The sequence below is a fragment of the Pantoea sp. X-Soil-TKNS-1207 genome, assembly GCF_059730485.1.
This window is the reverse complement of sequence record NZ_AP035958.1, coordinates 716,301-729,470: the sequence shown is the minus strand read 5'-3', so window position 1 is coordinate 729,470 and position 13,170 is coordinate 716,301. Positions and strand designations below refer to the sequence as shown.

Sequence of the window (13,170 nt, the reverse complement as noted above, 5' to 3'; positions counted from 1 at the left end):
TTGTTGTAAAGTAAGGCTTACTATACCGTCAATATTTTGCCACACCAGCCGGACTGAATTTTATCCCTGAAAACGGCGATATTCAGACGTTTGTCTCACGCCTCGCGCTTTTTGGGCGAAATGCTGCTACGACAAGCGGATCGGTCTCCACATATGGCCCGTCCAGCAGTTGTAAACAATACGGTACAGCTGCAAAGATGCCTGGCACTTTCGTCGCCCCGTCGTCGCCTTTCAATCCTTCCAGCGTCTCTTTGATCGATTTCGGCTGGCCGGGCAGATTCAGGATCAACGATTGTTTACGGATCACCCCGACCTGACGCGACAGAATCGCCGTTGGCACAAATTGCAGGCTGATCTGGCGCATCTGCTCACCAAAACCCGGCATTTCGCGGTCAGCCACTGCCAGTGTGGCATCGGGCGTCACATCACGCCGTGCCGGACCGGTGCCGCCGGTGGTCAGCACCAGATGGCAGAAGCGCTCATCCACCAGTTCACAGATGGCCTGCTCGATCATGGGTTGCTCGTCTGGCACCAGACGGGTTTCGATTTCAAACGGCGTGGTCAGCGCGCTGCTCAGCCAGCTTTCCAGTGCCGGGATGCCCTGATCCTGATAGATGCCGTTCGCAGCGCGATCGGAAACAGAAATTAATCCAATACGTAAAGTATCCATAGAGTTATCGCTGTGGTTGACCGCAACGCGGCGCATGAAGGGGAATACAAAGAAGGATAATACAAAGCTAAACGGAGAGAAAAGCTAAAACCGTGGCGGACGGCGCCGCCACGGTGCAATCACTTACAGCAGTTCGGCAATCATCTTCTCAAGTTTGCCCTGGTCGATGGCAAAGTTACGGATGCCTTCAGCCAGTTTGGTCACCGCCATCGGGTCCTGGTTGTGCTGCCACAGGAACTCAGATTCGGTCATTTTTGCCGGACGCGCTTTCACTTCGCCTTTGTAGCTCAGTTTACGCTCAACAGACCCTTCGCTCTCCGCCAGCTCTTTCAGCAGGTTCGGGGAGATGGTCAGACGGTCGCAGCCCGCCAGCTCGATGATTTCACCAACGTTACGGAAGCTGGCGCCCATCACCACGGTTTCGTAACCGTGCTGTTTGTAGTAATCGTAGATCTCAGAAACAGAAACCACGCCCGGATCTTCGTGCGCTGCGTACTCTTTCTTATCGGTGTTGGCTTTGTACCAGTCGAGGATACGGCCAACGAACGGAGAGATCAGGAACACGCCCGCTTCAGCACAGGCACGCGCCTGGGCGAAGGAGAACAGCAGGGTCAGGTTACAGTTGATGCCTTCTTTTTCCAGCTGCTCCGCCGCGCGGATACCCTGCCAGGTTGAAGCCAGTTTGATCAGGATACGATCGTTGCTGATGCCCGCATCGTTATACAGTTTGATCAGGCTACGGGCTTTGGCGATGCTCGCTTCGGTGTCGTAAGACAGGCGCGCATCCACTTCAGTCGAAATACGACCCGGGATCAGTTTAAGAATTTCCAGACCAATGTTGACGGCCAGCTTGTCAGAAACCAGCTGCAGCTGATCTTCTTTGTTGCTGCTCTGCTGACGCGCCCAGCTAATGGCTTCGTCAATCAGTTTGCGGTATTCAGGAATTTGAGCGGCGTTGAGGATCAAAGAGGGGTTCGTGGTCGCATCCTGCGGCTGGTAAAGTTTCATCGCCGCGATATCACCGGTGTCGGCGACCACGGTAGTCAGCTGACGCAAGGAAGTAAGTTTGTCCGTCATGGTTCTCTTTTCTCTTAGGTTGACTGTCAGGGTGTAAAAAGGCTGTTGCGATAATATCACGCAGCAACCCAGGCGCAAGGTCGTGACGTGCCCTTTACGATAGCGCCAACAAATGGGAGCGATTTGCCGATCCGTGCAGCTTTTTTGCTACACTCGCCGTGACAAATTTTCCGTTAATACCCTGATAAACCTGCGGGTCAACCGAGGACGAAACGATGCTGATGGTCATCTCACCAGCCAAGACACTGGATTTTGAAAGCCCGCTGGCGACGCAAAAATTTACCCAACCAGCGCTGTTAGAAAAGTCACAACAGCTGATTGATGTGGCACGCGATCTGTCACCGGCGCAAATCGCTTCGCTGATGGGCATCAGCGACAAACTGGCGCACCTCAATGCCGACCGTTTTAACGACTGGCAGCCGCCCTTCTCGCTGGAGAATGCGCGTCAGGCGATTCTGGCGTTTAAAGGCGATGTGTATACCGGTTTGCAGGCGGAAACCTTTAGCGAGAAGGATTTCGCCTTCGCGCAGCAGCATCTGCGTATGCTATCGGGTTTGTATGGCCTGCTGCGTCCGCTGGATCTGATGCAGCCATATCGCCTGGAGATGGGGATCAAACTGGCCAACCCGGCCGCTAAAGATCTCTATGGCTTCTGGGGCGATCTGCTGACTGAAAAGCTGAACGCGGCGCTGGCCGAGCAAGGCGACGACGTGCTGATTAACCTCGCGTCGGACGAATATTTCAAAGCCATCAAACCGAAGAAGCTGGCGGGACGTCTGATCAAACCGGTGTTCCTCGACGAGAAAAACGGCAAATTCAAGGTGATCAGCTTCTACGCCAAGAAAGCGCGTGGCCTGATGAGCCGTTATGTGATTCAGCACCGCCTGAGCAAACCCGAGCAGTTGAAGAAATTCGATGTTGATGGGTATTTTTTTGCGGCGGGAGAGAGCAGCGACAACGAGCTGGTGTTTAAACGTCACGAGCTGAAATAATCCAGGTGCGCATAAATGCGCACCCTGCGGTCGTAGGGTCGGGATTTATCCCGACCTGGTTATAACGGTTTATTTCTTCAGCAAAAACGCACGCAGCGCGGCGAAATCCGCCTGCATATCATGCGATAACAGCGGCAGCTCAGCGCGCTCAGCCAGTTCAGCCGGCAGCGGCAATTGCTGACCCAGAATCGCTTCCACGCTCTCCTTAAACTTCGCCGGATGCGCGGTGCCGAGGAACAGGCCGTATTCGCCATCCTGCAATTGATCACGCAGTTCACGATAAGCAATCGCCGCGTGCGGCTCCGAAATATAGCCGATGTCCGCCAGCTCACGCATGGTGGCTTTGGTGGTTTCATCCGTTACCGCGCCGTAGGCCAGATCGGTCAGACGCCAGGTTTTGCGGCGGAACAACTCTTCCACGCGCGGCCAGTTGTTCGGCTGGCTCACATCCATGGCATTCGACAGCGTCGCTACCGTGGCGTGTGGCTGCCATTCACCGTTGGCGAGGAAACGCGGTACGGTATCGTTGGCGTTGGTCGCCGCGATAAAGCGTTTGATCGGCAGGCCGAGCGATTTCGCCAGCAGGCCTGCGGTCAGATCGCCAAAGTTGCCGCTTGGCACCGACACCACCAGCTGATTGCGTTTTTCCTGCGGCAGCTGCGCCACGGCTTCAAAGTAGTAGCAAATCTGCGCCAGCAGACGGCTGATGTTGATGGAGTTGGCGGAGTTGAGGCCAATCGCCTTTTTCAGTTCTTCATCATCAAACGCCTGCTTCACCAGCGCCTGACAGGCATCGAAATCGCCGTCGATAGCGATGGTTTCAATGTTGCCGCCCAGGGTACAGAACAGCTTTTCCTGCAACGGGCTGATTTTGCCCTGCGGATAGAGGATCACCACGCGGACGTTTTCCATGCCGTAAAACGCATGGGCCACGGCGGCGCCGGTATCGCCGGATGTGGCGGTCAGGATGGTGATTTTCTCATCCGCACCGCTGACATAGGAGAGCATCTGCGCCATAAAGCGGCCGCCGAAGTCTTTAAACGCCAGCGTCGGGCCGTGGAACAGCTCCAGACAGGCCACATCGTCAGTCACGGTGGCGACCGGAGCCGGGAACGCAAATGCCGCTTTGACGCGTTCGGCCAGCTGATGAGCGGCGATTTCATCACCGATATACGCCGAGAGGATTTTGCTGCTGCGGCTGACAAAATCCATCTCCAGCATCGCATCGATGTCGGTCAGTTCAAATTCCGGCAGTTCAAGCGGGAAAAACAGCCCCTGCTGTGAGCCGAGGCCCTGCTTCACCGCCTGAGCGAAGCTCACCTGCTCGTTATGATCCTTAAGGTTGTAGAGTTTCATGCGTTATCCCAATTTACGTGCGCCAGCCGTATCAAGACGGCAGATATGGACGAAACCTTCTTCATTTTGCAGATAGTGCTGGCTCAGCCAGTCCGCCATCCGCTGTGCCGTTGCCATCTCGTTGCAAACAGCGAAAAGTGTCGGGCCGGAACCCGAAATACCGCAGGCCAGCGCACCGATATCGGCCGCCGCTTTGCGCGCCTCGGCAAAGCCCGGCAGCAGTTTGGTGCGATACGGCTCGGCCACCACGTCCTGCATCAGTTTAGCCGCCAGCTCCGGCTGACGGGTGTGGCAGGCGTGAATAAAGCCGCCCAGCAGACGACCATGCTTGATGATGTCCTGCTTACGATACTGCGCGGGCAGAATGGCGCGCGCTTCCGCGGTGGAGACTTTAATGCCCGGATAGGCCATCACCCACAGCCACTCATCAAACGACGGCACAGACTGGCTGATAATGCCATTCTCTTCAATCATCAGCTGCACGCCACCGAGGAAGCAGGGTGCCACGTTGTCGTAATGCACGCTGCCGGAGATACGCCCTTCCAGCTCGCCCATCAGCGCCAGCAACGCGGTATCACTCAGCGGCTTGCCGCAGAATTCGTTCATCGCCATCAGGCCCGCCACCACCGAACAGGCGCTGGAACCGAGGCCGGAACCGATCGGCATGTTTTTTTCCAGCGTCATCGCCACCGGGATCTCTTTCCCAATGGCTTCACAAAAACGCTGCCAGCACTGATAAACAATGTTGTCCTGCGGATTAGCTGGCAGTTTGCTGACGAAGCGCCCTTCATTCACCAGGCTAAAGCTGTCGGCCGCTACGACCGACACACAATCACCCAGCAGGGTGCCATCCACCGGCGAGACCGCCGCGCCTAGCACATCAAAGCCGACGCTGACGTTACCTATCGAGGCCGGTGCATAAATTTTTACCATCATCAAACTCCCAACTTCCACGACAGAGTGCGCAGCAGATCGGCGAATACGCCTGCTGCCGTCACATCATTCCCGGCGCCGTATCCCCGCAGAACCAGCGGGATCGGCTGATAATAACGGCTGTAGAACGCCAGCGCGTTTTCGCCATTTTTTACTTTAAACAGCGGATCATTACTGTCTACCGCATCAATTTTTACTTTGCAGACACCACCCTCTTCGATGGCGCCGACGAAGCGTAACACTTTACCTTCATCGCGCGCTTTGGCAACGCGCGCCGCAAAGGCGTTATCCAGCTCCGGCAAACGCTGCATAAACTGCTCAACATCGGCAATCTCCGTCAGGCTGGCAGGCAGCAGCGGTTCGATCTCGATATCGCTCAGCTCCAGCTGATGGCCCGCTTCACGCGCCAGAATCAGCAGTTTACGCGCCACATCGGTGCCGGACAGATCGTCACGCGGGTCCGGTTCGGTAAAGCCCATGTCCCGCGCCATGGTGGTGGCTGCGGACAGGGATACCCCCTCATCCAGCTTGCCGAAAATAAACGACAGCGAGCCGGACAGAATACCGGAGAATTTAATCAACTCATCACCGGCGTTCATCAGGTTTTGCAGGTTTTCGATCACCGGCAAGCCCGCGCCGACGTTGGTGTCGTACAGGAACTTACGGCGCGATTTAGCCGCTGCCGCACGCATCTGCTGGTAATAATTCCACGACGAGGTATTGGCCTTTTTGTTCGGCGTAACCACATGGAAACCGTCAGCAAGGAAGTCGGCGTACTGATCGGCCACCGCCTGGCTGGAAGTACAGTCAACAATCACCGGGTTCAGCAGATGGTACTCTTTCACCAGACGTATCAGGCGGCCGAGATTGAACGGCTCTTTGGCTTCCGCCAGCGCCGCTTTCCAGTTGCTGAGATCGATACCGTGTACGTTAGTCAGCAGCGCACGGGAATTGGCGATACCGCAGACGCGCAGGTCGATATGTTTCTGCTTCAGCCAGGCCTGTTGACGATACAGCTGATCCAGCAGCGCGCCGCCGACACCGCCGACGCCGACCACAAACACTTCAATCACCTGGTCGGTGGCAAACAGCATCTGGTGCACCACGCGCACGCCAGTGGTGACTTCATCATTGCTGACCACCACGGAGATGGAGCGCTCAGACGAGCCTTGCGCAATCGCCACGATATTGATGTTGGCGCGTGCCAGCGCTGAGAAGAATTTGGCCGAGATGCCGCGCAGCGTGCGCATACCGTCGCCGACCACAGAAATGATCGCCAGTTGCTCCATCACTTCCAGCGGATCGAGCAGGCCATCTTTCAGCTCAAGATAGAACTCCTCTTCCAGCACACGACGTGCACGCGCCAGTTCATTCTGCGGTACGCAGAAGCTGATGCTGTATTCAGAAGAGGATTGGGTGATCAACACCACCGAAATGCCGGTACGTGACATCGCGGCAAACACGCGCGCGGCCATGCCGACCATGCCTTTCATACCCGGACCCGAAACGTTGAACATCGCCATGTTGTTCAGGTTGGTGATGCCTTTCACCGGGTTTTCATCATGATCGCCTTCGCCACCGATTAAGGTGCCCGGCGCCTGCGGGTTGGCGGTGTTTTTGATCAGACAGGGAATCTGGAACTGGGCAATCGGGGCGATGGTGCGTGGGTGCAGGACTTTGGCACCGAAGTACGACAGCTCCATCGCTTCCTGGTAGGACATCGATTTCAGCAGGCGCGCATCCGGCACCTGACGCGGGTCGCAGGTGTAGACGCCATCAACATCAGTCCAGATTTCACAGCAGTCGGCACGTAAGCACGCCGCCAGCACCGCCGCTGAGTAATCAGAGCCGTTGCGTCCCAGCACCACCAGCTCACCCCGTTCGTTACCGGCGGTGAAACCGGCCATCAGGATCATATGATCGGCCGGGATCTGGCTGGCGGCGATACGGCGGGTGGATTCGGCGATATCGACGGTAGATTCCAGGTAATGGCCGATAGCCAGCAGTTTCTCTACCGGGTCGATCACCGTGACTTTGTGACCACGCGCCTGCAACAGCGCTTCCATAATGGCGATGGACAGCTTTTCACCGCGACAGATGATGGCGGCATTGACCGCATCCGGGCACTGACCCAGCAGGCTGATGCCGTGCAGCACCTGTTTCAGCTGAGCGAATTCGAGATCGACGCGGGTTTTCAGCCCTTCGTAATCGAAGCCAGGCTGCGCATCGGCCAGCCCCTGGAGCAGATCGGCAAAAATTCGTTCGGCATCGCTGATATTCGGCAGAGCATCCTGCCCGCTAATGGTTTTCTCAATCATCGCGACCAGATGATTGGTAATTTTCGCTGGCGCAGAGAGTACGGTGGCGACCTGTCCCTGTTGCGCATTGCTTTCCAGAATGTCTGCCACGCGGAGAAAACGTTCCGCATTGGCTACCGAGGTTCCGCCGAATTTCAGCACTCGCATGGTTAAAGCTCTCCTGAATTTATGCCGAAAAAAAAGCCCGCACTGTTTAGGTGCGGGCTTCTTTTTTTGTTTTTCCTGTATGCGTCAGCCCGCACCGTTACCTGTGGTAATGGTGGTGGTAATAATAATGGTGGTATTCAGGCTGTGGTTACGCATTTAGATTTTTTCTGTCTGTCTTTGATTGTCCGTCTGCCTTCCAGAAGTAAAGCAAAGCGCACGTTAAGTCAACGGATTTGTCCTGCTGGCGACTTTTTCACCACTGCGCACTGCTGCGCTTCAGCGCGGAAATGCTATCGGGATCGTTCACAGATTAGCCACAAGCCCCGATCTGTCACTGCAAAGTCAGGATTTATCCGAGCAATTATCTATAAGTTTTTTTTCTACGTCGTGCAGCAGGCGGTGCAGCATGGCGCTGTCGCGCTGCTCCAGCAAACCGATGCGCTGATCGATCCAGTCGGCCATCTTGGCATCGTCGCTCACCTCCAGACGTACCAGCAGCTGATGGAAACGTTCGCGCAGCGCCTGCAACTGCTGGCCGTCGGCTGCCGCGACGGGTGGTGCCGCCACCTGATTAAGCGCCGCAAGCTGGTAGCAGTAGACCATCACCGCCTGGCCGAGATTGAGCGAGGGATAGTCATTGGCCATCGGGATACCGGTAAGCAGATCCACCTGCTCCAGCTCCTCATTGCTCAGTCCGCTGTCTTCACGGCCAAACACCAGCGCGATGCGGCTCAGCCACTGGCGCTTCTCCTGCAAAATGGTTTCCACCTGCGTCGGCGTGGCGTAGTAACGAAACTTCGCCCGACTGCGCGCGGTGGTCGCTACCGAGAAGTCCACATCCTGTAGCGCATCGCGCAGCGTGTCATAGGTTTTTACGTTATCGAGGATCTCACCCGCCCCGTGGGCAACGCGGCGGGCGGCGGGGTCCTGCCAGGCATCGCTGGCGACGATCCGCAACTCGCTAAAGCCCATGGTTTTCATCGCGCGGGCTGCCGCACCGATATTTTCTGGTCGGGCGGGAGAGACAAGAATGAGGGGGAAATGCATGATTTTTCCATCGAACTGTTAACAACTCGGCGTATGTTGGCATGGAGACTGAAAAATACCAACCGTGCGGGTATAAGAAAATAAGATGTTAAGGATGTTAAAAGCCAATAAAATCCATCGGCAGCACAAATTAACGGATTAAAGTGAAATTTCCGCGCCGTTTTAATATAAAAACATTAGATATCATCTTATTGAAATATAATTTTCCGCAGGTTTTGGTTTTACGCTTATGCAGCTAAAATGTAGCAAAAATGCTGCTTTTTGTGAGCTAAGCTGGCATTCCTGGAGAAGTTTTTCATAAAAGTGTTAACGTGCTACACTTGCATTTGATATAAGTCAACGAAGCGTTGTTTTTATGCTTATCGGTTGTTGTTGGTGCTGTTAGGTTGCTGTTAATACGGTTAGGATAAGCGCCAGTCCGATACCCACGGGGCACGCAAATATTCATCCTGACTGGCTGAGCTAACACTGAAGTTGACGTAGATGGATGGTGTATTCCGAAGATTATTTCGTACACCGGTTGTGAACGGCATGCTGTTTAACCAACAGCAAGAACAACCGCCGTACGCCCTGTTTTCGATTTGTTGGCAAATTTTAGGTAGCGAAACATGCAGACCCCGCACATTCTTATCGTTGAAGACGAACTGGTCACGCGTAACACCCTCAAAAGTATCTTTGAGGCGGAAGGTTACGTGGTCTATGAAGCCACCGACGGCGCCGAAATGCATCAGGTCCTGACGGATAACGACGTCAATCTGGTGATCATGGATATCAACCTGCCCGGTAAAAACGGCTTGCTGCTGGCACGCGAACTGCGTGAACAGGCAAACGTGGCGCTGATGTTCCTGACCGGACGTGATAATGAAGTGGATAAAATCCTTGGTCTGGAAATTGGCGCGGATGATTACATCACCAAACCTTTTAACCCGCGTGAGCTGACCATCCGCGCGCGCAACCTGCTGTCGCGCACCATGAATCTGGCGATGCCGAATGAAGAACGCCGTCAGGTGGAAAGTTACCGTTTCAACGGCTGGGAGCTGGATATCAATAGCCGCTCGCTGATCAGCCCGAACGGTGACCAGTACAAGCTGCCGCGCAGTGAATTCCGCGCCATGCTGCACTTCTGCGAAAATCCAGGCAAAATCCAGACGCGTGCTGACTTGCTGAAGAAGATGACCGGTCGCGAGCTGAAGCCGCATGACCGTACCGTGGATGTCACCATCCGCCGCATCCGTAAGCATTTCGAATCAACGCCGGATACGCCGGAAATCATCGCCACCATTCACGGCGAAGGTTATCGCTTCTGCGGCGAGTTGCAGGACTAAGTCCCCCAATCGCTCAGTAAACAAAAAGGCTGCCCTTTCTGAGAAACGGCAGCCTTTCTTTTAGCCAGGAAAGTGAAAAGTCAGTGCCAGGGCATGATAGGCACGGCGCTGAGCGCATTCTTCGGCGAACCCTCTACCACTTTATCGGAATAGCTGAGGTATACCAGCGCGTTGCGCTTTTGGTCATAAAAGCGTACAACCTGCAGTTTCTTGAAAACCAGCGATGTGCGCTTTTGGAACACCACCTCCCCCTGCGCCTTGCCATGCGAAATTTTATCGCTAAGCTCTACCGGTCCAACCTGCTGACAGGAGATCGCCGCGTCGGAAGTATCCTCCGCCAGGCCCAGTCCGCCTTTGATCCCACCGGTTTTTGCCCGGCTGATATAACAGGTTACATTTTTTACATCGGGGTCATCAAAGGCTTCCACCACGATCTTATGATCGGGGCCAAATATCTTGAACACCGTGTCAACTGAGCCGATCTCCTCTGCCTGGAGGGATCCTGCGAAGGCATATGTTGCCAGGGTGACTATAAGAAGGCGAGTTATTGTCATGGAGTTACCATTGCAAACGGAATAGATGAGAATGTAATGTACTGTCAATCGATAACAGAACCAAACCAAATGGGTCACAACCCGCATTGAAGTAGCACAGTAGACTTACAAAACCGCCTCTCGCCTTTTTGCATTTCGTGCTATTATTCGACGACTTCATAAGTTGCGCCACCAGAGAGTTATGAGGATGTTTTATGGACCAAGCCGGTATCATTCGCGATTTGCTTGTCTGGCTGGAGAGCCATCTGGATCAACCCCTTTCACTGGATAATGTCGCCCTGAAAGCCGGTTATTCCAAATGGCATCTGCAGCGCATGTTTAAAGACGTGACAGGCCACGCGATCGGCGCTTATATCCGCGCGCGCCGGCTATCGAAGGCCGCGGTGGCTTTACGTCTCACCAGCCGCCCGATTCTCGATATCGCCCTGCAATACCGTTTCGATTCCCAGCAGACCTTTACCCGTGCGTTCAAAAAGCAGTTTAACCAAACGCCCGCCTGGTATCGTCGTTCATCAGACTGGAACTCCTTCGGCGTTCGCCCGCCGATTCGCCTCGACGACAACAACGTACCGGAGCCGCAGTTCGTCACGCTGCCGGAAACCGTGCTGGTCGGCCAGACGCAAAACTACACCTGTACGCTGGAACAAATCTCCAGCTATCGTGACGAAATGCGCGTGCATTTCTGGAAGCAGTTCCTGTTGGAGACCGACACCGTTCCACCGGTGCTCTACGGCCTGCATCAGGTGCGCGCCAGTCATGAAAAGGATGATGAGCAGGAGATTCTCTACACCACGGCGGTGCCTGCCGATCAGCTGGCGAAAAGCATGCACTCTAATCAGAGTGTGATTCTGGAAGCGGGTGATTACGTGCAGTTTGCCTACACCGGGCCGCGTAACGGGCTACAGGAATTTATTCTGCTGCTGTACGGCACCTGTATGCCAACGCTGGGACTGGTGCGCCGTCAGGGTCAGGATATCGAACGCTTCTTCACCCACGGTGGGAAGAAACGCAGCGAGCCGCCTGCGGAAATTCGCTGCGAATATCTGATTCCGATTCGTCCGGCTCAGGACCGCTAAACGCAAAATCCCTTCATAGATATGGGTGCGGTGATTAACCAGGTCGGCATAAATGCCGACCTTATATCCGTTCACTCATTACCGCAGGGCGGCCATCAGCGTTGCAATTCATCCAGCGCCGGTGCCGCGAGGTGCGACACATCCCCCGCCGTCTCAACCACCCATCCCGCCGCCAGCCAGGCGCTCTGCTGATGATCAACACGCGAGATCGAGCAGTTACGCAGGCGCAGACGACGTTCCGCATGGGCCGGTAAGCCGAGAATGGTGCTGACCAGCACGCCCAGCGCCATACCGTGGCTGACAATCAGCGGACGGCTGCCTTCCGGCAACGCGAGGCAGGCATTCAGCGCTTCATGCATCCGCGCCGCCATCTCTGCCATGGTCTCGCCCCCCGGAATACGGCCGTTTTCCGTGCCGTCCACCAGCGTTTTACGCCAGCTCTCTTCTTCCGGCGTCAGACCGTCGAGCGGGCGTTGTTCCAGCACGCCCATATTCAATTCACGCAGACGCGCATCGACCGTGACCTTACAGCCGCAGGCATCCGCAATGATCTCTGCGGTGCGACGGGTACGTCCTAAATCGCTGGCAATCACATGGGTAATGCCCAGCGATTTAACGCGCTCGCCCACCTGATGGGCCTGTTGCTCACCTGTTTCCGTCAGCGGACTGTCGGACTGCCCCTGAATGCGTCGGGCCGCATTCCAAACCGTTTCACCGTGACGAACAAGATAGACCTGTAGCATGCTTAATTTCCGTTATACTGCGACAAATTTGCCTTGAGGGTTCAAACAATTATGTACCATGTTGTCGCAGCCACCATCAATCCGGCAAAAATCCGCGCGATTGCGCAGGCGTTCAGCGACGTTTTCGGCGAAGGATCCTGCCATATTGAGGGGGTCGAGGTCGAGAGTGGCGTTGCTGCTCAGCCATTAAGTGATGTTGAAACGCGAACTGGCGCACGTCAGCGCGTGGCCCATGCTCGGCAACTGAAGGCCGGGGCGGACTTCTGGGTGGCGATTGAAGCGGGTATTGAAGGCGATAGCGCCTTTGCCTGGATGGTGGTAGAGAACGCGCAGCAGCGTGGAGAATCCCGCTCCGCCAGCTTTACGCTGCCGCCGGTGGTGCTGGATGGATTAGCTGCCGGACGCGAGCTGGGGGACGAGATGGCGCGCTTAACCGGCGTGGAAAATATCAAACAGAAAGGTGGCGCGATTGGTGCGTTTACCCACGGGTTACTGACGCGCTCCAGCGTCTATCATCAGGCGCTGATTCTGGCCCTGTGCCCGTTCACCCACCCGTTGTATCAGCAGTAATCAGGCGCGTCCGAGACGCGCTTCCAGCCAGCGCTTCAGCTCTGGCGGCGCCTCTTTCAGGCTGTTCGAGCCGCGCGTAATGGTCGCAATGCCCACGCCAAGTTCATTCTTCAGCTCGCGCTGGCTCATCTCACCGTTCATCAGTTCTTCAATGATACGCAGACGCGTACCGTAAGATTCACGCTCGTCCGGCGTCATCATCAGATGCAGCAACGGCAGCGCCACGCCATCGGCGAAGGCATTTTGCATCAGTTCGACAAAACGCAGCCAGTTATCTTCAACAGGCTGTGCCGATTCCGGCTGGGAAGAAAGGGGTTGGCTCATGAAGGGCTTCCGTACTCATTAGCGAGTACGGAAGCATA

14 protein-coding genes and 1 other annotated feature are annotated in these 13,170 nt (G+C 55.5%); of the genes, 4 read left to right on the top strand and 10 right to left on the bottom strand.

What is annotated here, in order from left to right; translation table 11 throughout:
- Positions 1-82: 82 nt before the first annotated feature.
- A complete protein-coding gene (gene mog / locus AC6I8V_RS03280; protein ID WP_497844499.1) occupies positions 83-670 on the bottom strand; it encodes a molybdopterin adenylyltransferase in 588 nt (195 codons plus the stop codon).
- A gap of 123 nt (positions 671-793) precedes the next feature.
- Complete coding sequence (gene tal / locus AC6I8V_RS03275) at positions 794-1,747, bottom strand: transaldolase (protein WP_497844498.1); 954 nt, start codon at positions 1,745-1,747, stop codon at positions 794-796.
- A gap of 215 nt (positions 1,748-1,962) precedes the next feature.
- On the opposite strand from tal, the gene yaaA reads away from it, so the two are divergent.
- Complete coding sequence (yaaA, locus tag AC6I8V_RS03270) at positions 1,963-2,739, top strand: peroxide stress protein YaaA (RefSeq protein ID WP_497844497.1); 777 nt, start codon at positions 1,963-1,965, stop codon at positions 2,737-2,739.
- A gap of 69 nt (positions 2,740-2,808) precedes the next feature.
- Here yaaA and thrC read toward each other — a convergent pair whose 3' ends face one another.
- The 5 genes from thrC to AC6I8V_RS03245 form a co-directional block, all read right to left on the bottom strand.
- The gene (thrC, locus tag AC6I8V_RS03265) at positions 2,809-4,095 is read right to left on the bottom strand and encodes a threonine synthase (RefSeq protein ID WP_497844496.1); all 1,287 of its coding nucleotides are present in this window, start codon (positions 4,093-4,095) and stop codon (positions 2,809-2,811) included.
- Between the two features lie 3 nt (positions 4,096-4,098).
- The gene (thrB, locus tag AC6I8V_RS03260) at positions 4,099-5,028 is read right to left on the bottom strand and encodes a homoserine kinase (RefSeq protein WP_497845753.1); all 930 of its coding nucleotides are present in this window, start codon (positions 5,026-5,028) and stop codon (positions 4,099-4,101) included.
- 2 nt (positions 5,029-5,030) lie between these two features.
- Complete coding sequence (gene thrA / locus AC6I8V_RS03255; protein ID WP_497844495.1) at positions 5,031-7,493, bottom strand: bifunctional aspartate kinase/homoserine dehydrogenase I; 2,463 nt, start codon at positions 7,491-7,493, stop codon at positions 5,031-5,033.
- A 26-nt stretch (positions 7,494-7,519) separates the two neighbouring features.
- Positions 7,520-7,642 (bottom strand) — a sequence feature (Thr leader region).
- Positions 7,578-7,649 carry a thr operon leader peptide gene (thrL, locus tag AC6I8V_RS03250; RefSeq protein WP_128601299.1) on the bottom strand — a complete coding sequence of 24 codons (72 nt, stop codon included), beginning with the start codon at positions 7,647-7,649 and terminating at the stop codon, positions 7,578-7,580. It overlaps the preceding feature by 65 nt.
- A 186-nt stretch (positions 7,650-7,835) precedes the next feature.
- Positions 7,836-8,540: a tRNA/rRNA methyltransferase gene (locus AC6I8V_RS03245; protein ID WP_497844494.1), complete on the bottom strand. Its 705-nt coding sequence runs from the start codon at positions 8,538-8,540 to the stop codon at positions 7,836-7,838.
- 608 nt (positions 8,541-9,148) lie between these two features.
- Between AC6I8V_RS03245 and arcA the strand changes: the two genes are divergently transcribed.
- A complete protein-coding gene (gene arcA, locus AC6I8V_RS03240) occupies positions 9,149-9,865 on the top strand; it encodes a two-component system response regulator ArcA (protein ID WP_497844493.1) in 717 nt (238 codons plus the stop codon).
- An 80-nt stretch (positions 9,866-9,945) separates the two neighbouring features.
- Here the strand turns inward: arcA and creA are convergent, their stop codons facing one another.
- Positions 9,946-10,419, bottom strand: a complete 474-nt coding sequence (gene creA, locus AC6I8V_RS03235; RefSeq protein WP_497844492.1) for a protein CreA — start codon at positions 10,417-10,419, stop codon at positions 9,946-9,948.
- Between the two features lie 194 nt (positions 10,420-10,613).
- Here creA and robA point away from each other — a divergent pair, with 194 nt between their 5' ends.
- Entirely contained in the window at positions 10,614-11,495 is an 882-nt protein-coding gene (gene robA / locus AC6I8V_RS03230; protein WP_497844491.1) for an MDR efflux pump AcrAB transcriptional activator RobA, read from the top strand.
- 95 nt (positions 11,496-11,590) lie between these two features.
- Here robA and gpmB read toward each other — a convergent pair whose 3' ends face one another.
- Complete coding sequence (gene gpmB / locus AC6I8V_RS03225) at positions 11,591-12,238, bottom strand: 2,3-diphosphoglycerate-dependent phosphoglycerate mutase GpmB (RefSeq protein WP_497844490.1); 648 nt, start codon at positions 12,236-12,238, stop codon at positions 11,591-11,593.
- Between the two features lie 51 nt (positions 12,239-12,289).
- Between gpmB and yjjX the strand changes: the two genes are divergently transcribed.
- The gene (gene yjjX / locus AC6I8V_RS03220) at positions 12,290-12,808 is read left to right on the top strand and encodes an inosine/xanthosine triphosphatase (RefSeq protein WP_497844489.1); all 519 of its coding nucleotides are present in this window, start codon (positions 12,290-12,292) and stop codon (positions 12,806-12,808) included.
- On the opposite strand, the gene trpR is transcribed toward yjjX, so the two are convergent.
- A complete protein-coding gene (gene trpR / locus AC6I8V_RS03215; protein ID WP_497844488.1) occupies positions 12,809-13,132 on the bottom strand; it encodes a trp operon repressor in 324 nt (107 codons plus the stop codon).
- Positions 13,133-13,170: the final 38 nt, after the last annotated feature.